This is a genomic window from Chryseobacterium sp. PMSZPI, assembly GCF_002835665.1.
Taxonomy (GTDB): Bacteria; Bacteroidota; Bacteroidia; order Flavobacteriales; family Weeksellaceae; genus Chryseobacterium.
Map to the genome: position 1 here is coordinate 1 of NZ_PIZV01000027.1, position 25,036 is coordinate 25,036.

A 25,036-nucleotide genomic window follows, 5' to 3' on the forward strand; every position below is an offset into this window, starting at 1 on the left:
AGAAAAAAAGCTTAAGGCCGAAATGGAAAAAGAAAACAAAAAGAAACTAGAGGAAGAAAAGAAAAAGGCAGATGCTGAGAAGAAGCCGAAAGCTTCAGAGGCACCATCCGGAGCTGACACCAAAACAGAATAAATAAAAACATTTAAAAAATATAATATGAAAAAACAAATCTTAGCAGCTTTAGCGATTTCAGTATTCGCTGTAGCATGTACAAAATCTACGACGAAAACAGAACAAGTAGAAAATGCGGACGGAACGGTAACAACTACGACAACAACAGTTACTGAAACGACTCCTCATATCGTTGATTCTGCAAAAGTGAACCAGGCTAAAGAAAATGTGAATACAAAACTAGATCAGGCCGGGGACAAGATTGATAATGCAGCACAGAAAGCGAAAGATAAAATTGATGCTACAGCAGACAAAACCAAACAGGATCTAAATAAAGCAGGACAAGATATTAAAACGGAAGCTAACAAAGTAGGAAAAGATATTAAAACCGGAGCTCAGGAAGTTGGTAAAAACGCAAAAGAAGCTGCCAAAAACGGAGCGTCTAAAGTTGAAGATGCCGCCAAAAAATTAAAAGAAGATTTAAGTAAATAAAAATAAACCCGCAACTGAATTCAGTGCGGGTTTATTTTATGGTTGAAAGTCAGAAAAAGGAAGTTGCAAGTGTCTTCTCTCTTTAACTATAGTTATTGCAAGCTACACTCACTTCAAAAGAAAATATAAGTTGCCTAAAGACTGCAAGAACCTCCATCTTCCATCCTCAAACTTCTTTTCTCCTATTGATTAAGTTCCAGCAAAGGGTCTATATATTCCCTGTCATTGCTTAGTCTTGGCACTTTATTCTGGCCACCAAGCTTTCCTCTCGATTCTAGCCAGTCATAAAATAAATTATGCTTAGCAATATGTACAATAGGCCTTTTAAGGGTCATATTGTTATATCTTTTGGCTTCGTAATCCGAGTTGATTGTTTTCAAATGTTGGTCAAAAGTATCAATAAAATAATCGAGATTATTCGGACGTTGGCTAAATTCAAAAATCCACTCATGGGCCCCTCCTTCATTTTCTTTCATAAAAACGGGAGCACCCGTAAAATCTGTAATCTGAGCTCCTGTTACCTCACAGGCTTTGGAAAGAGCCGACTCTACATTCGTGATCATCAATTCTTCTCCAAAAGCATTGATATAGTGTTTGGTTCTCCCCGTTATTTTTATTCTGAACGGATTGATAGAAGTAAAGACGACTGTATCTCCAATCAGGTACCTCCATAGACCGCCATTGGTAGTAATGACCATAGCGTAATTTTTGCCGATCTCTACATCTTCAAGGTTTACTACCTTTGGATTTGAGAAATGGAATTGATCCATTGGAATAAACTCGTAAAATATCCCATAATCAAGCATAAGAAGCATTTCATCACTGTTCGATCTGTCCTGTATTCCAAAGAAGCCTTCGGAAGCATTGTAAATTTCGTAGTAATTGATGTTTTTTCCGATGATCTGCCTGTATTGTTCTCTGTAGGGCTTAAAACTAATTCCGCCGTGAAAAAACACCTCTAAATTGGGCCATAGCTCGGAAATACTACCTACATTGGTTTCCTTTAATACTCTTTGCAGAAGAACCATCATCCAGCTAGGTACTCCAAGGATACTTCCTACATCCTCATTTTTCACTTCTGAAGTAATGGCTTTAAGTTTACTTTCCCATTCTCCCATCAAAGAAACTTTCTTGCTCGGAGTTGTGGTAATTTCTACCCAAAATGGAAGGTTATCAATTAAAATGGCAGATAAATCGCCAAATTTTGTATTAAAATCGGCATATAGCTCGGAGCTTCCGCCTAAACGTAGGTTTTTATAATTGAAAAGCTGGTTTTCCGGATGATTATTGGCATAAATGGACACCATATCTTTTCCGGCTTTCATATGGCAATACTCAAGACTTTCTGTTGAAATCGGAATAAATTTGCTTTTTGCATTCGTTGTTCCGGAGGATTTTGCAAAATGTTTGATGTAGCCGGGCCAGCTGACATCTTTTTGACCTTGTCTTGCCTTTTCGATATAGGGTTCAAAGTCTTCATATGTTACAATAGGAACTTTATTTTTAAAATCCTGATAACTCGAAATGGAATTGAACCCGTACAACTTACCATATTCAGTATCTTCCGCATGAAACAGCTGAGAAAATAATATACCTTTCTGTGTTTCAATGGGATGGTCCATGAAATTCTGAATTTGATCTATCCTTTGGCGGATAAACCAGTTGACGACGGTATTGAAAAGTGCTTTGGTTGCCATTCCAACAAATATAATGATATTTGAATTTTTAGAGAATTTTTTATGGTGTTAAATAAAAAAACCGCTACAAATTTTGTAACGGTTTATTATTTAGTTTATTGTTTCTTAGCAATACTCATCATATGCAGCTTGAAGGTTGGCAGCAATTGCTCCTGCAGGGTTTCCTTCAATGTGGTGTCTTTCCAGCATATGAACTAATTCTCCGTCTTTAAAAAGAGCCACACATGGAGAACTTGGAGGGAATGGAGCAAGGTGTTTTCTTGCTTCTACTACAGCCTCAGTATCAAATCCTGCAAAAACAGTCGTTAAGTGATCCGGTTTTTTATCTCCTGTTAAAGAGTAAACAACTCCCGGTCTTGCAGCTCCTGCAGCGCATCCACATACGGAGTTGATCACTAATAATGTAGTTCCGGATTGTTTCAAAGCTTCTTCTACCTGAGAAGGAGTTGTTAAATCCTGGAAACCTTTATCTGTAAGTTCAGCCTTCATAGGCATTACTAAATCTGTTGGATACATATATTTTGTTTTTTATCTGTACAAAGTTAAACAATTCTTTACGTTTCGTCAATATATAATAACTATCAAAAGTTTAGTTATATAAAATTAACATAGTATTAATATTTCAATAATACTCGAAAATAAATGAATTAAAGCTATGGATAATAAAATATTTTTATTAATTTTGAAATGATTCTGAAAAACAAAGACCATGAAAAAAACATTTACAGCTTTCCCTCAAGCTCAAGAATCATTTTAATTCTGCCCGAATAGGGTAGTTAATCCCTTCTTTCAGTTTGAAGAAAGGCTGAAGGATATTTAAAAGACTTAATTACAAAAAATGAAGCCCGAGACTTAGAAAAGTCCCGGGCTTCTTAATCAAATCGATATGCAAAGGTTGTATATCCTTAGTTATGGTAGAGATTGTTTTAAAACGATTCGGGATAACCGAAACGAGGTACACAATTCTCTATGAAAGAAGCTTCTTAGCCATTTCGGAAATGCTTTTTCCGTCTGATTTTCCGGCTAATGCTTTTGAGGCAGCTCCCATTACCTTCCCTAAATCTTTGATAGATTCAGCTCCGGTTTCAGAAATAATATTTTTAATTTCTGTTTCTAGTTCTTCTAAAGAAAGTTGTTTTGGCAAAAATTGCTCAATCACTTTCATTTGTGCTTCTTCTACTTCTGCCAGATCTTGTCTGCCTTGTGCTGCAAATTGTTCAAAAGAATCTTTACGTTGCTTGATCATTCTTTGTAGAATAGCAATTTCTTGTTCTGCAGAAACTTCAGCACCTTTAGCTTCAGTTTTTAAAAGAAGAATTTGAGATTTTACGGCACGAAGGGAATCCAGAGCAACTCTGTCTTTCTCTCTCATTGCTGTTTTTATAGCTTCGCTTATTGTATTTTCTAAACTCATGTTTATATGCTTTAGGCCTTAGGCAATAAGCAGTAAGCTTTTTGATTCGGCTGGAATAGCCTATAGCTTACTGCGTACTGCTTATAGCGTTTAGTCTACGTCTTTATTTAAGAATCTGTTTTCTCTGATCTGCATAGAACCATTGTTGTCGGATAAATAGGTATTGATATTCTGATCCGATGCATTGGTTCCGTCAATTGAGATATTTTTTCTTTTGAAAGCAGGAATAGACTCGAATTCGCTTGTGCTATCAAAGCTTTGATAACGGGAATTGAATTCTTTTAACTTATTTCTTCTTTCTATTACTCTGTCCTGATCAACAGTTTTATTCACAAAAGTGAATTCTGATTCTTCAGTCTTTGGAGTTTCAATTGTTGTTTTATTCTCAAAAGTCTGTTTTGTTTCAAACTTCGGCTCTTCTTGTTTTTGGTAGAACGCTTCTACCTTTTGATCAGGCTCGGCTACTGCACTGGTTGGTGCATTAAATTCTGCCTTAGGTTGTCCGAAATCTGTTTTAGGCTCATTTCTCGTAGGTTCATTTACAAAGAAACTGAATTCGACAGGTTTTTGCTCTGAAAAAGAGTTATTGAAAGAACTTCCTGATTGAGGTTCTTCTTTTTTATTATCAAAATCAAATGAGAAAGACTCAATTTCCAAATCATTTGGATCATCTGCTTCTTCATCAATAGAAAATAAACTGTATTCCTGATCTTCAGCCTCTTCTTCATTTCTCCATGCCTGTTCAGGAGTATTTAATGTATCTTCCTCTTTATCAAAGAATTTTATTTCTGTTTTGATCTCCTCCTCTTCAATCGTCATTTTTTTTTCAGTAGACGTCACATTGAACGGAGTGTCGTGTTCTTCGTCATCAAGTCTGAAAAGGTTTTTTCCTCCGAAATCATGGGTTGTTTCAGGTTTAACTTCTCTCTCTTCTCTTGTTTTAAAAGGGGAAGTTTTTTGAGCTTCAAAGCTATCATTAAGGCTGATTCTGATCTTCTCTGTAGGACCGGCGAATTTTTTGTTATCATTAGAGAAACCTGTAGCGATAACAAGAACGCTTACTGCGTCACCAAGTTCTTCATCAGCACCAACCCCGAAAATAATGTCAGCAGTGTTTCCTGCCTCTTTCTGGATGTGATCCATGATGATACCGATTTCGTCCATGGTTACTTCTTCTGCACCACTTCTGATCAACAATAGTACGTTTTTCGCACCGGTAATCTTATTGTCGTTCAACAATGGAGAGTCAAGCGCTTTTCTTACCGCTTCTTCTGCTTTGTTTTCACCTGAAGCAGTCCCTGTAGACATCAAGGCTGTCCCTGAGTTTTGAAGGACAGATTTAGCATCTCTAAAGTCAATGTTTACATCAAAGTAACCTGTAATAACCTCTGCCATACCTTTGGCAGCATTGGTTAACACTTCATCGGCTTTTGAGAATCCTTGTTTGAATCCAAGATTTCCAAATTGTTGTCTTAGTTTATCATTGTTGATGACAATCAGAGAGTCAACATTGTTTCTTAATTTATCAAGTCCGTTTTCTGCTTGTTCTAACCTTCTTTTTCCTTCAAAGCTGAAAGGAACGGTAACAATACCTACGGTTAGAATTCCCATGTCTTTTGCCACTTTAGCAATGACAGGAGCAGCTCCGGTCCCTGTACCACCACCCATTCCGGCAGTGATGAACACCATTTTAGTGTTCTGTCCCATTGCCGCTTTGATATCTTCAATACTTTCGATAGCTGATTTTTCTCCTACTTCAGGATCTGCACCAGCCCCAAGTCCTTCCGTAATGGAAGTACCTAATTGAACTTTATTGGCAACAGGGTTATTATCTAATGTCTGGGCATCTGTATTACAGATCACGAAGTCTACTCCGTGAATACCCTTTTCGTACATGTGCTTTAATGCGTTGTTTCCACCGCCTCCTACACCAATTACTTTTATGATGGATGAATTTCCCTTTGGTAGGTCAAATGAAAATCCTTGTGTACCTATATTTTCCATAACTATACTTTTTATAAAATTGATAATTGATTCATGATAATTGATAAGGAAAAGATCATTTATCGCTTATCATTCACCATTTATAATTTACTCTACTTCTTCAAAGAATTTTTTTACTTTTTCCATAAGCGATTGCCCAAAAGTGAGCTTTGCTTTTCTATTTTCACGCTGTTCATTGGCTACAGATTGTTCCTGAGCAGCTGCAGTTTGCTGTTGAACCGGCTGAACCGTTTCTGTTTGCACAGACGCCGTTTCCGGCTTAGGTTGTTCATTTACAACTTCTTCCATTTCGTCAGCTACCTGTTTTTTGTCTCGGATCTTTAAACTCTCCATCAGCAACCCAATAGACGTAGCAAATTCAGGGCCTTTCAGGTACTGATTTTTATCGTTAGCGATATATTCATTCGCAAAACCGATTCTGCTGTCAAAGCCTGTTGTATAATTGGCCAACTGACGAAGGTGCTTTAAATTGGAGCCACCACCGGTCAAAACGATTCCGGCAATCAGCTTTTTCTTTTGTTCGAAAGCACCGTAAGCTTTAAGCTCTGTATTGACCATTTCCAAAACTTCTTCTACTCTTGCATTGATGATTTGTGCTAAAGTTTTTAAAGAAATTTCTTTGTCCGGTCTTCCGTGAAGCCCGGGAATAGTTACAAAAGTACTGTCTTTTTCTAATTCTGGCACAGCGGAACCGAATTTTACTTTCAATTGTTCTGCATGTTTTTCAATAATAGAGCAGCCTTCTTTGATATCTTCCGTAATAATTCCGCCTCCGTATGGAATCACACAGGTATGACGGATGATATTATCTTTGAAAATAGCAATGTCGGTAGTACCACCACCTATATCTACGATGGCTACTCCTGCTTCTTTTTCTTCTTTGGTAAGAACTGCCTCAGAAGAAGCTAATGGTTCTAAAGTAAGAGCTTCCATTTCTAATCCGGCTTCGCGAACGCATCTTGCTATATTTCTGATGCTTCCCATCTGCCCAACGACTACGTGGAAGTTGGCCTCTAGACGTTTTCCGTGCATTCCGACAGGCTCCTGAATTTCACCTTCGGAATCCACTTTATATTCTTGAGGAAGTACGTGGATGATTTCTTCACCTGGAAGCATGACCAGTTTTTTCACTTGATCTTTTAATGCTTCAATGTCATCATCTGTGATAAATTTATCAGGATGTTCACGCATAATATAATCGGAGTGCTGCAGAGAACGGATGTGTTTTCCTGCTATACCTACCGTTACTTTGCGGATAGGAACTCCGGCACTGGATTGTGCTTCGGATACTGCAGCCTTGATTGAATTAATAGTTTGTGAAATGTTATTCACAATACCTTTATGAACACCAAGACTTTTAGCTTTTCCTACACCGAGAACTTCTATTTTCCCGTGTGCATTCCTTCTTCCGACAATCGCGACTATCTTCGTTGTCCCGATGTCCAGACCTACTGAATACTCTTGATTTTCCATTTGTTATATCGATTTGATTTTTTTCTACTTTTTCTATAATCAGGACTAGGTCCTGTTTTGTGTTAAATTGTCTCTTTGGAGACTTTCTTTTATTCTATTTTTACCTTGGGTTTCGGCTTTGGCTTTGGCTTGGACTGTGCCGGTGCCGGGGATTTTTTTTCTGTTTTTTTCGTTTCTTTTGCGTGTGTTTTTGGTTTTGTGCTTTCTTTAGGTTTTATTGATGTTGTGTGTGTTTTCTTTGTTTCTGCTGTCTTTGGCTTTGTTTCTGCTTTTTTTACAGTAACAGACTGGGACGGGGCTTTGGCTAATTCTAGTTTTCCGGCTTTCAGCAGACTATCGTTTTCCTTGAAATAGGGATTAAGGGTTGTGACAATCTGATTCTGATATTTTACGGAAACCATACTGTATTTTTGAGGATCCTGGTATACCAAATATTTCTCTACAAAAGTTTTAAAACCTCTTACTTTAAAGTCAATATTATCTAAATCTCCAATTTCTACTCTGTAATTTCCTTCGCTTGTCAGGAGATTATAACTATCTTTATTTTTTGAAATTCCAATAAAATATTTTTTACTGAAATCGTCTTTGTCAATTTTTTCGACGAGTTCTGCGAGTTTCTGATATTCGTCGGGCTTTACATTTCCTGTCACCAGCATACAAGGATGAGAGTAAGTTCTTGAAATAGGGAATTCAATACCCTTTTCATCCACATAAAAATCCTTTCCATCTCTATTAAGTCTGAATACAGGGACTCTTTGTTTTATATCCAGGTTAAGTTTTCCATTTAAATTCAGATAAACATTAGCACTGTCAACAGCTGGGAGAGAATTGATCTTTTTTTCCAATAACGGAATATTGAGATCTCCTACTTTTCCTGATGGATTCTCCTTTTTTACAATTTCTCTGATATCTTTTTCATCAACGAAATACACCGGAGTTTTTTCGTTCATTTTTACAGAAATTTTATTATCTGTAATCTTTTGACCACTGAATCTCTTCAACGAGAAACTCAGTAACAACCCAAGGATGATTACGGTGATAACAATTTTTAATATTCTGTACTTATTTTTCATATTTTTTCTTTTAACGCAACGCTCGCAAAATTTTCTTTATTATTACTGTTTTCTTTTCGTTCACAAGGGCGCTTCACTCAGCGAAGGCTGTAATTTTTATAATTTTATTGTTAATATATCTTTTTTTTCCAGTAATCTTTGTTAATTCATTTTCTTTGCTGATTGAAGCGCCTCTGCGCCCAAAAAACATTTTACTTTTTAAACTTTCTTAGCGAACACTGCGTTTATATTAAATTTTTGCAACCCACTCACAAATCGGGTCATATAGGGTATCTATATTTCCTGCTCCTACTGTAAGAAGGATATCAAAATCTTTTTCTTTTATTTTTTCAAAAGCATCGGACAATGTTGATACTTCTTTTTTATCTAATTTTACTTTTTCCAGTAACCAGTTTGAAGTAATTCCTTCAAAATTTTCCTGAAGCTCTCTTGCAGGATAGATATCAAGCAAAATCAATTCATCAGCGTTGCTTAAACTTTCTGCAAATCCGTCTGCAAAATCCCTCGTTCTGCTGAACAAGTGAGGCTGGAAGGCTACCAATAATTTTTTATCCGGGTAAAAGGTTTTAATTGAGCCCATTACAGCATTGATTTCTGTTGGGTGGTGGGCATAATCATCAATATAAATTTTACCGTTTTCGTAGATATGTTTGGTATATCTTCTCTTAATTCCTTTAAAATTGGCAATTGCTTTTTTCAGCGTATCAAAATCTGCACCCAAATTGTGAAGAATAGCTAATGCTACAGTGGCATTTTCAACATTATGGATTCCCGGGATTTCCCAAACAAAGTCTCTGATTGTTTCTGTGGGAGTATGAAAATCAAAATAGATTTTATCATGATCCATACGTAGATTATCTGAATAGTAATCCGCCTTTTCGTTTACTGCATATGTTTGATGATCTCTTCCGATTTCAACTCCTTTTCTTACAAACAGTTTTTTGTCCTCAGGAACTAAAGCTGCAAATTGCCTGAATCCTTCTTCAATATGGCTTTTATCTCCATAAATATCTAAGTGGTCTGCATCAGTAGAAGTCACTACAGCCCAATCAGGAGACAGGTTTAGAAAGCTTCTGTCATATTCGTCAGCTTCTACCACTGAATAGGTAGAACCATTGTATAAGAAGTTGGATTTAAAATTCTCAGAAATACCTCCTAAGAAACATGAGAAAGGTAAATCTGCTTCTTTACATAAGTGGGAAACCAAGGTAGACGTTGTTGTTTTTCCATGGGTTCCGGCTATGGCAATACAATCTGTATTTTCCGTAATGAGTCCTAAAACTTTAGCTCGCTTTAAAACTTCAAATTGATTCTGGTTGAAATAATCTAAAATTCCCAGCGTTTTGATGGCCGGAGTATAGATAACCAATGTATTTTCTTGCTGAAGAGAGGTTATTCTTTCATCAATAAGGTCCTCGAAAACAATATCAATTCCTTCTTTCATCAGGTTTTGAGTAAGTTTAGTATTGGTTTTATCATAGCCCAATACGTTTTTACCGGATGCATTGAAATATCGTGCTAATGCACTCATTCCGATACCTCCGATGCCTACGAAGTAAAAGTTTTGATATGTTTCTAAATTCTTCATTATTTATTAAAAATTTTCATTTTGTCATTCCGAGGAACGAGAAATCTCAATAATAGAGATTCTTTATTTCACTATGTTTCGTTCAGAATGACAAATTTTACGCATTTATCCTATAATTTTAAATATCTCATCTACGATCTCTTTTGCAGCATTAGGCTTTGCAAAATATTTCAGATTTTCAGACATTTCTTTTCTTACATTTTCATTTTCGCAGATTTCTGATAATGTATTCCAGAATTTTTCCTGCATTTCAGAGTCTTTTACCATTCTTGCAGCGTTTTTTTCAACAAGATTCATGGCGTTTTTGGTTTGATGGTCCTCTGCAGCAAAAGGGAAGGGAACCAATAATACCGGTTTTTGAGCTACAGCCAACTCTGAAATGGCAATTGCTCCGGCTCTTGAAACAATGATATCTGCTGCGGAATAAGCCAGCTCCATGTCTTTAATGAATTCTTTCAAATGAATGGAAGTTGGAAGCTGGAGGCTGGAAGATAATTCGTTATAATCCAACTTTCCGGTTTGCCAAATCAATTGATAGCCTTTTTCTTTCAGATTTTCAAGATTTTCTTTCCAGGCATTATTCAATGTTCTGGATCCTAAAGAACCTCCTACGGATAGAATCGTAAGTTTGTCCTTATTTAATCCCATTTTTTCTTTTGCCTGAGCCGTTTCCTGCATTCCTGAAACAATGTTTTCACGAATTGGATTTCCCAGGAATTGTATTTTTTCTTCAGGGAAACCTTCTACTTTTGGATAAGCTGTAAAAACAGCTTTAGCCTTCTTGCTTAAAATTTTATTGGTTACTCCGGCATGAGCATTTTGTTCCTGAATAAAAATCGGAATACCTAGCTTGCTTGCTTCATAAAGAGCGGGTCCGCTGGCAAAGCCTCCTGTTCCTATGGCAAAGTCCGGAGCGAAGTTTTTAATGATCTTCTTGGACCTGGATAAGCTTTTCAGAATTTTGAAAGGCAATCCGAGGTTGGATAGTAGATTTCCTCTGTCTATTCCGACGATATCAATTCCTTCGATTTTATAGCCGGCTTGAGGAACTTTTTCCATTTCCATTTTTCCGTTGGCTCCAATGAACAAAAATTCCGCATCAGGAAACCTTTTTTTGATTTCATCAGCAATGGCGATGGCAGGGAAGATGTGACCTCCTGTTCCTCCGCCTGATAGTATTATTTTTAGTTTTTTGTTCATTGTTAAAGGGCTACGCCCGATTTTTGGTTAAATCGTCCCTTTGGGACTCTTGGTTTATGCTATGTCGTTTATTTCTGCTATACTTTGTTTTTTGCCCATTCCTTCTTCATCATAAATCTGAATTCTTGAGCTTATATTTAAGATAATCCCCAGCTGTAAATAGGTTACCAGCATGGAGGTTCCTCCGTAACTTATTAATGGCAGTGGCTGTCCTGTTACCGGAATTAAATTAACGGCAACGGCTATATTTACGGAAAGCTGTATAAAAATCATCACTCCGAGGCTGAGTACGAGTAAGGAACCGAAGAATGCCGGCATTTTACTGGCAATCATTACAATCCGGATCATCATGATCAGGTATAAACTGATCAGGAAAGCTGCTCCAATTAACCCATATTCTTCTACAATTACAGCAAAAATAAAATCGGAGGCAGACTGTGGGAGCATTTGTTTCAATGCACTTTTTCCGGGTCCCATTCCTGTAATTCCGCCATGTACAATGGCTGCTTTTGCCTGCATAACCTGATAGTTTTTAGCTTTTACGCTTTCGTCATCAGTGTCTGCTGATTTGGCTTTACTTGATGTAAAGGTTTCTACACGGCTCATCCATGTATGAACACGGTTTCCACCGATCATATTGGTATTTAAAGCGATCAAAAGGAAGAAAACAATGGCTATAAATGAGGCTGAAATAAAACCTGCAATATATTTCCAGTGAAGCTGTCCTATAACCAAAACCACTACGGAGACCATTAAGATCATTAATGCTGTAGAACCGTTATCTTTTGCCACCAGTACAAAAACAAGCAGTATCGGTCCAAAAATATACATGATATTTTCTATCGGAAGCCTTTCTCTTGTGATCTTTTTGGTTAAATATCTGCATAAATAAATGATGAGCATTAAGAATGCAAATGAGGATGGCTGGAAGGAGATCGGGGTTCCCGGAATTTTCAACCATCTTGAAGCACTGGCTCCATCAATGGTCTGACCGGTGAACATCGTTACGACCAATAATATGATCATCAAGCCAAGCAGGATACTGCTGAGCTTTCCGATGTATTCATATTTTATAGTTCCTACAAGTCTCATAATTGCTAATCCCAGGACTACAAAGAACATGTGTTTGATAACGTGACCTGTAGTAGTTCCGTTATTAACGATGTATTCCAAATTTGAACTTGCAGAGTAAACAGGGAAAATAGAGAAGATGGAGATCACAAGAATGACCATCCAAAGTACTTTATCGCCCTTTAGAAATTCAAATCTGCTTTCTGTGTTCTGTTCGTCCATAATATTGTATTGATGTATAGTGTATAAAGCACTATGTACTCTGTACAGCTGACATTTTACATTTTATTTTAATACCTGTTCTTTAAACTGGTGACCTCTGTCTTCATAGCTTTTGAATAAATCAAAGCTTGCACAACATGGGGATAGAAGCACCGTATCACCTTTTTTAGCCAATGATTTTGATATTTTCACGGCTTCTTCCATGCTTGAAGTATCATAAATAAATTCTTTTTTGTCTTTAAAGAAGTCTATGATCTTTTTATTGTCGATTCCAAGGCAAACAATAGCCTTTACTTTTCTTTTTACTAAATCTTCAATTTCGGTATAGTCATTTCCTTTGTCTAGTCCTCCTACAATCCATACCGTTGGGGTTTTCATACTTTCCAGGGCATAATAAGTGGCATTCACATTGGTTGCTTTACTATCATTGATGTATTTTACGCCTTCAATTTCAGTAACAAACTCCAATCTGTGTTCTACAGCCTGGAATGTCATTAATGAATTTCTTATACTTTCATTGTTGATTTCCAGAATTTTACCCGCAATTGATGCTGCCAGGCTATTGGCAACGTTATGGTTTCCAAGAAGAGATAATTCATCAATTTTCATTGAGAATTCGTCTTTCATTTTTACCACAATTTTATCATCGTTGATGAACCCTCCTTCAGATAATTTTTCTTTTGTGGAGAAAGGGATCATCTTTGCTTTGATTTCTAATTTTTCAAGAATATTCTTGCTCATTTCATCATCTTTGTTATAGATGAAAAAGTTATCATTTTCTTGGTTTTCAGCGATTCTGAATTTTGCCAGTGCATATTCTTCATAATTGTAGTTATACTGATCCAGGTGATCCTGAGATAAATTCAACAATAAAGAAATATAAGGTCTGAAGTTCTGAATATCATCCAATTGGAAAGAACTTACTTCCAGGACATAATATTCATGGTTTTCATCAGCGACCTGTTTAGCAAAGCTATATCCGATATTTCCTCCCAACCCTACATTTAATCCGTCATTTTTCAGGATGTAATAGATCAGGGAAGTGGTAGTTGTTTTTCCGTTACTTCCTGTAATGGCAATAATTTTTGAATCTGTAAACTCAGATGCAAATTCTATTTCAGAAGAAAGTCTGATACCTTTCTCATGAATTTTATGGATGATTTCTGCTTTTTTCGGAATTCCCGGGCTTTTTACGATCCAGTCAGCATTTAAAATTCTGTCTTCATCGTGGTTTCCTTCTTCAAATTCTATTTCATTTTCGATAAGAAACTGCTTATAGTTATCTTTAATGGCTCCTCTGTCTGAAAGAAATACTCCCAGACCTTTCTTTTTAGCCAAATAAGCAGCTCCACATCCGCTTTCTCCACCTCCTAAAACAACTATTTTCATATTATTTTGATTTAATGATTAAAAGATTTAATGATTAAAAAAATTATTCAATGTTTCAATCTTTTAATTTTTAAATTGATTTTTTATCTCATTTTTAATGTGATCAGACAAACAATTGCCAGTATTACTCCAATGATAATCATTCTGTTTACGATTTTACTTTCGTGAAATCCTTCTTTCTGATAATGGTGATGTAATGGTGACATTTTGAATAGTCTATTGTTTTGGGCGTATTCCAACCCATATTTTTTCTTTCTGTATTTGAAAACGATCACCTGTAGCATTACAGATAGGTTTTCAATCAGGAAGATTCCGCATAAAACAGGAATCAATAATTCTTTTCTTAAAATAATGGCCAATACGGCAATTACTCCTCCTAACATCAAGCTTCCCGTGTCTCCCATGAAAACCTGAGCGGGATAGGTATTATACCAGAAAAACCCGATAACGGCTCCTACCATTGCTACTGCGAAAATTGTGGTTTCCCCCATATTCGGAAGGAACATGATATTAAGGTAATCTGCGAAGATAATGTTCCCTGAAAGGTAGGCGAAAAGAGCGAGTGTGAGCAGTATGACTACACTTGTTCCCGCGGCGAGACCGTCAATTCCATCTGTGATATTGGCTCCGTTTGAAACGGCTGTTACAATAAAGATCACAATAGGGATAAAGACAATCCATGCCCATTCATGGGCATCTTTATCATTCATCCAAAATAAAATTCCACTATAATCGAACTCATTATTCTTTGCAAATGGAACAGTAGAAACTGTAATTTTCTCTGTAGGCATAAAGTTTTGCTCTACATTGTTTCTGTTTACCACTTTAGCATCAGCATATTTTCTTTTAACAGTAATGTCCGGATGGAAATACATGGTCACTCCGACAATTAATCCTAGTCCTACCTGGCCTACAATTTTAAACTTACCGCTTAGTCCGTCTTTATTTTTCTTTATTTTCTTCAGATAATCATCAAGAAACCCAATTGCTCCCATCCAAATCATGGAAACCAATAATAGGACAATATAAACATTGGTAATTCTTGTAAACAATAATACCGGAATAATGGTTGCCAGAATAATGATGAGTCCTCCCATAGTAGGAGTTCCTTCTTTTTGTTTTTGGCCATCCAGTCCAAGATCACGTACTAATTCTCCCATCTGTTTTGTTCTCAGATAATTGATTACTCTTTTTCCGTAGACAAGAGCAATGATAAGTGAGAAAAGTACAGCCATTCCGGCACGGAAGGAGATGTATTTCAACATTCCCAATCCCGGAATATGAATTCCATGGTTAGTTAGATATTCGTATAGATAGTATAGCATGTTTCTGTCTTTTTAATTTAAAAATTTAATTTATTTAAAGATTTAAAAACTGGGTTTTTCAACATTGTCACTTAAATATTTAATAAAGTTGGAAATATTTGAAGAAATTTCTCTTGAAAGCACAATGATCTCCTCAGCTTTATTTTCATTACCCAATTTTAATCTTTTACTTACAATCAGCATACTTTTTACTTCAGCACAGCTGCCTTTTGCAATTTTTAAATATCTAATAAATTGTCTGTTATTATTATATTCTGAACCTTCCGCAATATTGTTGGTAATTGAAAAGGCCGCTCTTTTTATCTGGTTATTAAATTCAAATTCTTTTTCAAAACTTTGACTTTGAAGAAATTCATAAATTTTTTCAATAAGATCTAAACCTTTGATATATACAGGGAAGTTTTCAAAATTCTTCGTCATTGTCAAATTTTTAAATCTTTAAATGAATTCAATCTTTCAATTTATTTAGACATTAATTTCCAAAGCTCATTAATTACTTCTTTGTCATCAAAATGATGTTTTACACCGTTTATCTCCTGATAGGTTTCGTGTCCTTTTCCGGCTACTAAAACAATATCTTTAGGTTCTGCAAACTTTATTGCCATTTTAATGGCTTCTTTTCTATCCGGAATTGAAGTGTATTTGCTGAAGTTTTGAGGCTCAACACCTGCTTCAATTTCTTTGATAATCTGTGCCGGATCTTCTGTTCTCGGATTATCTGAAGTGATGATTGCCAAGGTTGATTTTTTAGTGGCAATATTCCCCATTTCAGGTCTTTTTGAGTGATCTCTGTCTCCTCCACAACCGAAAACAGTAATTAATCTTTCATTTTTGGTTCTGATATCGTTGATGCTGTCCAGTATGTTTTCTAATGCATCCGGAGTATGTGCATAATCTACAATAAAGAAAATCCCTCCATCAGATTTGAATGTTTCAAACCTTCCGGATACTCTTTTTAATGTACTGATAGCCTGAAGGACTTCACTTTGTTCAAAACCTAGTTCTATAGCGATTCCAAATACAAGCAACAGGTTGTAAACATTGAATTTTCCTGTTAATGTTGTCCAGAATTCTTTTCCATTGAAATTCAATAGCATTCCGTTGAAATCAACTTCTAGAAGTTTTCCGTGGTAGTCTGCCATTGTTTTTAAAGCATAAGACTTCTTTTTAGCCTTAGTATTTTGAAGCATTACATTTCCGTTTTTGTCATCTATATTGGTGATGGCAATGGCGGAATCTTCAAGTCCGTCGAAGAATCTTTTCTTTGTTTTAAGGTATTCTTCAAACGTTTTATGATAATCTAAATGATCATGGGTAAGATTAGTGAAACCTGCTACTTTAAAGTGCAGTCCTTCAATTCTGTTTTGGGCAATTCCGTGAGAGCTAACTTCCATGAAAGCAAATTCGCATCCTTTTTCTACAGCTTCCGCTAAGATTCTGTTGATGGTAATTACATCCGGAGTAGTATGTGTTGCCGGAATAACTTCTTCACCAATTCTGATTTCAACAGTGGATAGTAAAGCAGCGTCATATCCTAAGTTTCTGAATACGTCAAAAAGAAGGGTAGAAACAGATGTTTTACCGTTGGTTCCGGTAACACCGATCAATTTTAATTTCTGAGAAGGGTTCCCAAAGAAATTGGAAGCCAGGTGTCCTAAAGCTTTTGATGAATCTTTTACTTTTACATAAGTGATATTTTCATCCAATACTTCAGGAAGTTCTTCGCAAACGATCGTTTTTGCTCCTTTTTCAATAGCGGAAGCAATGAACGAATGTCCGTCCACCACTGTACCTCTCATTGCAATGTAAAGAGAGTTCGCTGTAACCTTTCTGCTGTCGATCACCAATTCAGTCACCTCACGATTGTTGTCACCGTGGATTTCTACTACCGGGATTCTGTTTACTAATTCTGTTACTATCATTTTTTATCAATAGGATTTTATCCTATTTTTTGTTAAGCGTCCCTTTGGGACTCTGTTTTTTAATTTTGCAGAGACAAATAAATTCTCTGGTTCTTGCTGATCGTCGTACCTTCTAAAGGGAACTGTTCTTTGATTCTTCCTACTCCTTTATAGTCGACACGATATCCTAAATTTTCTAATTGTGGGATTACGTTTTTACCGATTAATCCTACTACATTAGGCATTTGCTTATCATTTACTGCTATTTTTACATTAGGTTCCACCATTTTGCTAAGGTTAACCTTTTTGTCTACAAGCATTTCTTTTTCAATGTTTTGTGGTGTTTTCAGGAACGTTTTTCCAGCAATTTCTTTAAACACCGGTGCTGCAACGGCTCCTCCATAAAATCCTTTCGAAGGGCTTGGTTCGCTGACCATAACATAACATGTATATTTGGGGCTGTCTGCCGGATAGAAGCCTGCGAATGATGCGCGGTACTTCATTGGTCCGGGAAGCCAGTATTCAAATCTTGCGGTTCCTGTTTTTCCTGCCATTTTCAGGTTGGGTGTGAAGATGCTTCGTCCTGTTCCTTTTTCTACGGCTTTGGTTAAAGCACTGGTCATCATTTTAACAGCTTTTTCAGATGCCATTTTATTTACCATCACTTCAGGTTTTGCCTTATACATTACTTTTCCATCTTTCATGATTTTATCGATGAATAATGGTTTAAGCATTTTTCCTCCATTAGCAACTCCGTTATAGAAAGTTGTTAATTGTAATAAGTTGATGTTGGAAGAATATCCGTATGAAATGGAAGCTAGTGTAGCAGCGTTCCATCTTTTATTTTGTGGCGTTACGATTTTCGGTTTTGTAATTCCCGGAAGTTCGATGTCCATTTTATCAAATAATTTCCAACGTTTTAAGTGGTCAAGGAAGATTTGAGGCTTCTCTGCGTAATATTTCGTGATTAATTTGGCTGTTCCTACGTTACTGGATTTAGCTAGAACATCACTGATATCATAAGTTCCACCGCCGTGACCGTCTGAAATTCTTTGTTTGGCATAAGTCCAAACCCCATTTCCTACATTTACGGTTGTATTTTCATCAATAAACCCGTCGTCCATTGCTGCCAGAAGAGAGATTGTTTTAAAAGTGGAACCAGGTTCGATATTATCTTTTAATGCATAATTATAAGAGTCTTCATAATCTCCTGATTCTGTTCTTCTTAAGTTGACAAGGGCGCGAACTTTTCCGGTTTCAACCTCCATGACAATGACAGTGCCATGTTTTGCCTCAAAGTTAATGAGCTGCTTCTCTAGTGCTGAGTGTGCAATGTCTTGAATTCTAAGGTCTAAGGTGGTGTATACGTCTTCCCCGTCTACAGGTTCCTGTACTTTCCAGAAATCAATAGGCTTCCATTGGGAAGAGTTAATTCTTTGTTCTAATCTTTTTCCGTCAGTACCTGTCAGATATTTTGAAAAGGCACCCTCAAGTCCGGATTTCAAATCTCCGTTATCCATACCGATGGTACCGGCTCCGATTTCGGAAGTTGCCAACTCTCTTTTATAATTTCTGTCAACGATGAATCCTCCTTTGTTTTTACCTCTTTTGAATATCGGGAACTTTCTGATTCTATCGTATTGATCGAAATCAAGTCCTTTTACCAAAGTATAATATTGGTTTTTCTTTTTCTTTTGTTCGTCAAACTTCTGTCTAAATTCACTTCTAGGTTTTCCGAACATTTTGCTCAAAGAATCTGTAAGAGGTCCGATATTGTTGGTATAGACAGTATCTTTCATTGTTTTGAAATCAAGATAGATGTCATAGCGCATTACGGTTGTCGCCAGGATAGAACCATCAGACGCAAATAAATTTCCGCGGGCAGCCTTTAAAGTGGCTTCACGATAATTTTTATTAATGTAATCATCTTTAATTTCCTGAACATTAGTGTTTTGAAGGATCACAATCCTGGCTAAAAACATTACAAACACGCACAAAGCTACCACTGCGAAGAGGTAGCCCCATCTTAACGTTTTTTTACGTTTATTGTCGTATTCATTTTGCTTTTGCATCTGTACTGTCCAGTTTTATTAGCAATTTATGAGGGTGGTTTTCCAAGGTCATTAAAGAGTCCCTGGCTACCTCTTTCCCCAATTCTGATTCCATTTTTACTTTGATCAGCTTACTTTGGGCGTAAGCATTTCTCGATTTATATTCTTCTGTTTCTTCTTTTAAGGCATTAACAATTCTGATTTTCTTGTTGACGAGATGGTTGCTGTAAATCATGGCCATCATCAACACAAACAACAGGAGAAAATACTTGTAATGTATTTTGATCTCATCACGATTCAGAAAATTTCCTTTTATAATATCTATAAAAGTGAGTCTTTTCTGTGGGCGATTTGTTGTTCTTTTTGCCAAAGCTTTTTTTATAATTGATGATTGATCAATGATGATTGATATTTTAAAATCATCATTGATCAATTATCTGTTATCATTCATACTTTTATTCCTGTTCTCATTTTTGCACTTCTTGCTCTTGAGTTTTCTTCGATCTCCTTATCATCGGGGATTATCGCTTTGCTCTTTATCAGCTCGAATGCTTTTTTATAATTTCCATAGATATCTCTTTCCGGTTCTCCTTCAAACATTCCGTTTTTCAGGAATCTTTTTACCAAACGGTCTTCTAAGGAATGGTAAGAAATAACGACCAATCTTCCTTCCGGTTTTAAAACATTGTAAGCTTGTACAAGCATTTCTTTTAATACTTCAAGCTCTTGGTTTACTTCTATTCTTATTGCCTGAAAAAGTTGGGCATAGAATTTATTAACCTTATGAGGAGGAATATAGCTGAAAAGTTTTTTCAAATCCTCCGTGGTTTCTATACTTTTTGTTTTTCTGTGATGAACAATCTCTCTAGCTAGTTTTCTTGCTTCTCTTAATTCTCCATAATGGTAAAAAAGATCAGCAAGCTCTTCTTCTCCATATTCATTGATTACTCTTTTGGCATCAAGGTTTTGCATCACATTCATCCTCATATCCAAAGGAGCATTACTTCTTGTAGAAAAACCTCGGTCCGCTTCATCAAACTGGTGAGATGAAACGCCTAAGTCTGCTAAAACTCCATCAACCTGTGGAATACCATACATCAGTAAAGAGTTTTCCAGGAATCTGAAATTCTGATTCACTAATGTAAATCTTGGGTCATCAATTGTATTTTTAAGAGCATCCAGATCCTGGTCAAAACTGAAAAGTTTTCCTTTATCAGAAAGTCTGCTCAGGATCTCCCTTGAGTGGCCTCCGCCTCCAAAGGTGCAGTCCACGTATATTCCGTCAGGATTCGTCACCAAATCATCTACACTCTGCTTCAACAAAACGGGGTTATGATACATGCTTAATTGTGTTTTTGTTAAAAAAATAAAACTAATAACCGCTACAGCTATTCTTCATCGAAAGAGCCCATCACATCTTCGGCAAGGCTGGCAAAATCTGCTTCATTGGTGGCAATAACCTTTTCGTAGGCTTCTTTATCCCAAATTTCAAAAAGTTCTCCTGCACTGGTTACCACAATATCTTTCTGTAGATTTGCGAAAAGTGTCAGGTCTTTTGAAATCTGCAGTCTTCCTGCATTATCCAATTCTACTGTTTTTACTCCTGCCGTAAACATTCGTATGAAATCAGCATTCTTTTTTATGAACCTGTTCAGTTTATTAATTTTGCCCATCAGTTTATCCCATGCATTCATAGGGTAGACTTCCAGACAAGGTTGGAACACAGATCTTTTGACTACAAACGCCTTGTCGTCGAAGTTTTCCATCTGTTTGATTAAAGATGAAGGAACTTTTAAGCGGCCTTTGTCGTCAATTTTACACTCATATGTCCCAATGAAACTTTTCATTTGGGACAAATTTATATAATAATTTCCAAAATTTCCCACTTTTTCCCACTTTTTGACTCAATGTTAATAAGTTTTATTAAATGTTGAATTTTTAACTTGTAAATAATTGATATTTTGATGGTTATAAAAAGTGTTATTTAGCCCATAATAAAGGGATTTTGAAAAAAAAAGTTAAAAAGGAGAATATTGTATTATTTTTATCTTAAATTAGGATAATCAAAATATTTTTGAGGTTTAATTTGTATTTTTGCAGGGCTTTATTAAGGCGTTATATGATATTTAGTACAAAAAAAGAAAAGAAATATTCCTATGTAGAGGCGGGAGAAGGACATCCATTAGTGCTGTTGCACGGTTTAATGGGTGGATTGAGTAATTTCGATAAAATGGTAGATTTTTTTTCGGAAAGAGGATATAAGGTATATGTTCCTCAGCTGCCAATCTATGATTTGCCGGTACTCAATACCAATCTTACTACTTTAGCAAAATATATTATCAAGTTTATAGAAAGTCATATTTCAGGACCAGTATCCATTGTAGGGAACTCAATGGGAGGTCATGTGGGACTTATTCTGACTTTGGCGAGACCGGATTTGGTAAAGAATCTTGTTTTGACGGGAAGTTCGGGATTGTATGAAAGGACTTTCGGGGATAGTTTCCCAAGAAAAAACGACAGATCATATATCAGGAAAAAAACAGAAGAGGTTTTTTATGATCCGAAAATTGCTACGGAAGATCTTGTAGATGAAGTTTTCGGAGTAGTAAATGACCGAATGAAAGGTATAAAAACAGTGATGCTGGCAAGAAGTGCTATCAAACACAATATGCTGAACGATCTTCCCAAAATTCTGACCCCTACATGTCTGATTTGGGGGAAGCAGGATAATGTAACTCCTCCGGAAGTAGCGGAAGATATGCATAAGTTTATCCCTAATTCGGATTTGTTTTGGATTGACCATTGCGGCCATGCTGCCATGATGGAAAAACCGGACGAATTCAATGAAATCCTGTACAACTGGATAAAAGATAAAGTTTAAAATACATAATAAATGACCATTAAGAGCTTTTCTTAATGGTTTATTTTTCTAAAATAAATTCAAAATGGTTATTAAGACAGCAACGTTTGTAAAGAGTAGTGGGAAATGGCAGGAATGTCCTGAACCTAATATTCCGGAATATGCTTTTATCGGAAGATCTAACGTGGGAAAATCTTCATTGATTAACGCAATGATGAATCATAAGGATTTGGCTAAAACATCACAGACTCCGGGAAAAACCCAGCTGATCAATCATTTTTTAGTGAATGAAAACTGGTATCTTACCGATTTACCGGGCTACGGATATGCTAAAGTTTCAAAAGTAATACGCAAGGACTTTGAAAAGCTGATCACCAATTATATTTTGAATAGAAGAAATCTGGTCAATCTTTTTGTTTTAGTAGATGTAAGGCATAATCCTCAGAAAATTGACTTGGAATTCATGCAGTGGTGTGGTGAAAGTGGAGTTCCGTTTTCTATTGTTTTTACAAAAGCAGATAAGTTGAAACCCAATGCTGTTATTAAAAATGTAGACGACTATAAAATGGAACTTCATAAAACCTGGGAAGATCTTCCGGAACTCTATATTACTTCTGCAGAAAAAAAAGAAGGAGGCGATGAAATCCTAAACTTTATAGAGAAGACAAATGATTTTTTAATCCATAATAATGTAAATTTTGATGAGTAATATTGTATGGAAAATTAAAACCTTTGATGAGTTTACGGTTCCTGAATTATATGCAGTACTGAAAGCTCGTGTGGATGTTTTTATTATTGAACAGAATTGTCCTTATCCTGATCTGGATAATTATGATCAGAAAGCAGTGCATATCTGGGCTGAAGAAAATGGGGAAGTACTTGCATACTGCCGTATTTTTGATAAAGGAATCAAGTATGAAGAAACTTCTATCGGAAGAGTTCTTACTACTGAGAAAGCGAGAGGTAAAAGTTTAGGAAAGCTATTGATTAAATATGCTGTGGATACTATTGAAAATCGCTTCCATACTCCGGAGATCAGAATTTCAGCACAGGATTATCTGTTGAAATTTTATGGCGATTTTGGCTTTGTAGATACCGGGAAAAAATATCTGGAAGATGATATTCCGCATACGGAAATGATTAGAAGATAAAATATAAAAGCGAAGATTTTTCTTCGCTTTTTTGATATATGTTGAGTGTTTTTAGTTTTTATCTGCTATTGCTTTTAATATAATAGGTTCGAGGTTGGATGGGAGATCAGCAGATTTGATTTGATACTTCTTAATGTTCATTTCTTTGAACCAATTTTCCCAGTATTCTTTAATGACAGCTTCCTCGAAAGGGTTTCCTTTTTCTGGATTTATTCCTAAAACGATAATTTCAAGTTTTTTTAAATCATCATTAGCCTTTACGAAACCAAAATTATTTTTTTTAATAATATTTTTAAAATCAGAAGTAGTGAGATTGTTAGCTTTTATTAATTTGGTGGTTAGATATGAGGTTTTACTACCCTCCGTAAATTTGGTGTTTTCATGATACATATATCCGTCAGTTAAAATGAAGAGGATATTTCTTTTATCTTTTTTAATACAATAATCGTTGACTTTATTTTTAAAGAATTCCCAAATGTCAGAACCAACATATTTTCCATCTTTAATCGCTGACTGATATATATTTAAAGGTAATTCTGAGTACTTTCTGTCTATGGATTCAAAGTAATTTTTAGGAGTAGCTTTATTGAAAGAAACTTTTAGCTCTTTTGTGAATTCGTTCATTTTCGGATCAGAAGGTTCTGGATTGAAGAAAATCTGCATCTGATCATCATAGGTAATGATTTTCTTTGATTTAATATGATCTGAAAAACCTTTTTCAATGGCTTTAATATATTCCGTATCTCTTTGGAAATATTGCATTGTAGGATTGGGATTAGTTATTGGGTCGATTCTATCTGATAAATCAATTAAAATGCTGACATTAATATTGTTTGAGTCGACAGTAATAGGATCTTTGTTTTCTTCAATGGCTTCATCTTTATTTTTGCAACAAGAAATCAAAGGAATCATCAATAATAAATAAAAATAGAGTATTTTTTTCATAATGTGGTTATAAAGATGATAAATAAACTAAATTTTGATTGTCAGAGTTAGCTCCTACAGTTTCCAGATTAGTATTATAGGTTGCGATGCATTCATCTATCATTGTTTGTTTTTCGGTTCTTGATACAGCTATTTTTTCACCAATAAATGTTATCCAGCCCTGGACGTATTCCGAAGCATATAATTTGTAATCTTTAGTGGGAATGATAACTCCATCAATAACATTTTGAAGTTCTTCGATTCTTCCTCTTGTTTTGATGATCGTTTCTTTTATTGTTCCGATATAGGTCTGAATCTCTTCTGTTTCTTTTTTCAGAACATTAATCTTTTCCTGGAAAAAATCAATCTTTTTCTGCCTGATCTCCTGCTCATTTCTGATCTTATCCTTTTCACGGAATTCTTTCATTACAAAATCGAAAACTAACCCCCAGATGATATAGACAATGAACCCGGCGAAAATAATTCCCCAAAACTGAATTTTGGTAAAAGCTATTTTAATATCAAACAGAGGAGAATCAAAAGTTTTATTCAGCTCATAGAGTTTTGATTCAATTTCATATGCTAAAATGGAGTCGAAAATAAATGTTACAATAAATAATAATCCGAGTTTGATGTAATTTGCTCTCGTTTTATTTTCCCAAAACATATGGATCAAATAGCCTAATCCTAGAAATACAAATGGAATCAGAGTCACAAAAGCACCCTCAATTGCTCCCTCGTTCCACGCTTTACTGAAGGCTTGTGCGTCTAAAACACTTTGGATTATGGTACTTTTTGCATCAAAGCCTTTAAAGAAAGCCGAATAAGAGGTTGATATGTAAAACGTTGTTAAATATAAAGTGATAGGAATCAAAAGGATAAAGCCGATCCAGAATTTTGCAGATGCTCCTCTTGTTGCTTTTACATTGTATTTTTCCGGATTTCTTGGAAGATCAAGAATCTCCCCTTTTAAGGTTTCAATGGTAAGTTGATAGCTCTCAATTTCTGTGTCTTTGTTTTTTAATTGTTCTTCTTTGGTTTCCTGAGAAACGAATAAAGCTTTAATCTCAGTTTCTCTATTTTTTTGTT

General features: G+C 35.7%; 23 protein-coding genes. 4 read left to right on the forward strand and 19 right to left on the reverse strand.

What is annotated here, in order from left to right:
* Nucleotides 1-157 precede the first annotated feature (157 nt).
* Nucleotides 158-604: a hypothetical protein gene (locus CW752_RS06020; protein WP_101238855.1), complete on the forward strand. Its 447-nt coding sequence runs from the start codon at nucleotides 158-160 to the stop codon at nucleotides 602-604.
* Between the two features lie 182 nt (nucleotides 605-786).
* On the opposite strand, the gene CW752_RS06025 is transcribed toward CW752_RS06020, so the two are convergent.
* From CW752_RS06025 to mraZ, 17 genes are all read right to left on the reverse strand, one after another.
* The gene (locus CW752_RS06025; RefSeq protein WP_101238856.1) at nucleotides 787-2,301 is read right to left on the reverse strand and encodes a GH3 auxin-responsive promoter family protein; all 1,515 of its coding nucleotides are present in this window, start codon (nucleotides 2,299-2,301) and stop codon (nucleotides 787-789) included.
* Between the two features lie 105 nt (nucleotides 2,302-2,406).
* Entirely contained in the window at nucleotides 2,407-2,817 is a 411-nt protein-coding gene (locus CW752_RS06030; protein ID WP_101238857.1) for a BrxA/BrxB family bacilliredoxin, read from the reverse strand.
* A gap of 451 nt (nucleotides 2,818-3,268) precedes the next feature.
* Nucleotides 3,269-3,715 carry a GatB/YqeY domain-containing protein gene (locus CW752_RS06035; RefSeq protein ID WP_101238858.1) on the reverse strand — a complete coding sequence of 149 codons (447 nt, stop codon included), beginning with the start codon at nucleotides 3,713-3,715 and terminating at the stop codon, nucleotides 3,269-3,271.
* A gap of 90 nt (nucleotides 3,716-3,805) precedes the next feature.
* Nucleotides 3,806-5,719, reverse strand: coding sequence for a cell division protein FtsZ (gene ftsZ / locus CW752_RS06040; RefSeq protein WP_101238859.1), 1,914 nt, complete (start codon nucleotides 5,717-5,719; stop codon nucleotides 3,806-3,808).
* Nucleotides 5,720-5,806: 87 nt separating this feature from the next.
* A complete protein-coding gene (gene ftsA / locus CW752_RS06045; protein ID WP_101238860.1) occupies nucleotides 5,807-7,192 on the reverse strand; it encodes a cell division protein FtsA in 1,386 nt (461 codons plus the stop codon).
* 89 nt (nucleotides 7,193-7,281) lie between these two features.
* Nucleotides 7,282-8,265 (reverse strand): cell division protein FtsQ/DivIB, encoded by a 984-nt coding sequence (locus tag CW752_RS06050; RefSeq protein WP_101238861.1) that lies wholly within the window; start codon nucleotides 8,263-8,265, stop codon nucleotides 7,282-7,284.
* A 229-nt stretch (nucleotides 8,266-8,494) separates the two neighbouring features.
* The gene (gene murC, locus CW752_RS06055; protein WP_101238862.1) at nucleotides 8,495-9,853 is read right to left on the reverse strand and encodes a UDP-N-acetylmuramate--L-alanine ligase; all 1,359 of its coding nucleotides are present in this window, start codon (nucleotides 9,851-9,853) and stop codon (nucleotides 8,495-8,497) included.
* A 105-nt stretch (nucleotides 9,854-9,958) separates the two neighbouring features.
* Nucleotides 9,959-11,053 carry an undecaprenyldiphospho-muramoylpentapeptide beta-N-acetylglucosaminyltransferase gene (murG, locus tag CW752_RS06060; RefSeq protein ID WP_101238863.1) on the reverse strand — a complete coding sequence of 365 codons (1,095 nt, stop codon included), beginning with the start codon at nucleotides 11,051-11,053 and terminating at the stop codon, nucleotides 9,959-9,961.
* Nucleotides 11,054-11,107: 54 nt separating this feature from the next.
* Nucleotides 11,108-12,346: an FtsW/RodA/SpoVE family cell cycle protein gene (locus CW752_RS06065; RefSeq protein WP_101238864.1), complete on the reverse strand. Its 1,239-nt coding sequence runs from the start codon at nucleotides 12,344-12,346 to the stop codon at nucleotides 11,108-11,110.
* 63 nt (nucleotides 12,347-12,409) lie between these two features.
* Nucleotides 12,410-13,735: a UDP-N-acetylmuramoyl-L-alanine--D-glutamate ligase gene (gene murD, locus CW752_RS06070; protein ID WP_101238865.1), complete on the reverse strand. Its 1,326-nt coding sequence runs from the start codon at nucleotides 13,733-13,735 to the stop codon at nucleotides 12,410-12,412.
* An 83-nt stretch (nucleotides 13,736-13,818) separates the two neighbouring features.
* Nucleotides 13,819-15,060: a phospho-N-acetylmuramoyl-pentapeptide-transferase gene (gene mraY, locus CW752_RS06075; RefSeq protein WP_101238866.1), complete on the reverse strand. Its 1,242-nt coding sequence runs from the start codon at nucleotides 15,058-15,060 to the stop codon at nucleotides 13,819-13,821.
* Between the two features lie 42 nt (nucleotides 15,061-15,102).
* Nucleotides 15,103-15,480 carry a four helix bundle protein gene (locus tag CW752_RS06080; RefSeq protein ID WP_101238867.1) on the reverse strand — a complete coding sequence of 126 codons (378 nt, stop codon included), beginning with the start codon at nucleotides 15,478-15,480 and terminating at the stop codon, nucleotides 15,103-15,105.
* A 41-nt stretch (nucleotides 15,481-15,521) separates the two neighbouring features.
* Nucleotides 15,522-16,982, reverse strand: coding sequence for a UDP-N-acetylmuramoyl-L-alanyl-D-glutamate--2,6-diaminopimelate ligase (locus CW752_RS06085; RefSeq protein ID WP_101238868.1), 1,461 nt, complete (start codon nucleotides 16,980-16,982; stop codon nucleotides 15,522-15,524).
* Nucleotides 16,983-17,041: 59 nt separating this feature from the next.
* The gene (locus tag CW752_RS06090) at nucleotides 17,042-19,033 is read right to left on the reverse strand and encodes a penicillin-binding transpeptidase domain-containing protein (protein ID WP_101238869.1); all 1,992 of its coding nucleotides are present in this window, start codon (nucleotides 19,031-19,033) and stop codon (nucleotides 17,042-17,044) included.
* Nucleotides 19,017-19,382 (reverse strand): FtsL-like putative cell division protein, encoded by a 366-nt coding sequence (locus CW752_RS06095; protein WP_101238877.1) that lies wholly within the window; start codon nucleotides 19,380-19,382, stop codon nucleotides 19,017-19,019. The genes CW752_RS06090 and CW752_RS06095 overlap by 17 nt, the downstream gene beginning before the upstream one ends.
* A 77-nt stretch (nucleotides 19,383-19,459) precedes the next feature.
* Nucleotides 19,460-20,353 carry a 16S rRNA (cytosine(1402)-N(4))-methyltransferase RsmH gene (gene rsmH / locus CW752_RS06100; protein WP_101238870.1) on the reverse strand — a complete coding sequence of 298 codons (894 nt, stop codon included), beginning with the start codon at nucleotides 20,351-20,353 and terminating at the stop codon, nucleotides 19,460-19,462.
* 47 nt (nucleotides 20,354-20,400) lie between these two features.
* Nucleotides 20,401-20,859: a division/cell wall cluster transcriptional repressor MraZ gene (mraZ, locus tag CW752_RS06105; protein ID WP_101238871.1), complete on the reverse strand. Its 459-nt coding sequence runs from the start codon at nucleotides 20,857-20,859 to the stop codon at nucleotides 20,401-20,403.
* A gap of 272 nt (nucleotides 20,860-21,131) precedes the next feature.
* Between mraZ and CW752_RS06110 the strand changes: the two genes are divergently transcribed.
* The 3 genes from CW752_RS06110 (at nucleotide 21,132) to CW752_RS06120 (ending at nucleotide 23,023) form a co-directional block, all read left to right on the forward strand.
* Complete coding sequence (locus CW752_RS06110) at nucleotides 21,132-21,893, forward strand: alpha/beta fold hydrolase (RefSeq protein WP_101238872.1); 762 nt, start codon at nucleotides 21,132-21,134, stop codon at nucleotides 21,891-21,893.
* 64 nt (nucleotides 21,894-21,957) lie between these two features.
* Entirely contained in the window at nucleotides 21,958-22,581 is a 624-nt protein-coding gene (yihA, locus tag CW752_RS06115; protein ID WP_101238873.1) for a ribosome biogenesis GTP-binding protein YihA/YsxC, read from the forward strand.
* Nucleotides 22,574-23,023 (forward strand): GNAT family N-acetyltransferase, encoded by a 450-nt coding sequence (locus CW752_RS06120; RefSeq protein ID WP_101238874.1) that lies wholly within the window; start codon nucleotides 22,574-22,576, stop codon nucleotides 23,021-23,023. Before yihA ends, CW752_RS06120 begins: the two co-directional genes overlap by 8 nt.
* A 51-nt stretch (nucleotides 23,024-23,074) precedes the next feature.
* Here the strand turns inward: CW752_RS06120 and CW752_RS06125 are convergent, their stop codons facing one another.
* Together CW752_RS06125 and CW752_RS06130 are read right to left on the reverse strand one after the other, a co-directional pair.
* On the reverse strand, nucleotides 23,075-23,968 hold the full coding sequence (locus tag CW752_RS06125; protein WP_101238875.1) for a hypothetical protein: 894 nt from the start codon (nucleotides 23,966-23,968) through the stop codon (nucleotides 23,075-23,077).
* 7 nt (nucleotides 23,969-23,975) lie between these two features.
* A partial coding sequence (locus CW752_RS06130) for a beta-carotene 15,15'-monooxygenase (protein WP_101238876.1) occupies nucleotides 23,976-25,036 on the reverse strand: 1,061 nt, incomplete at its 5' end.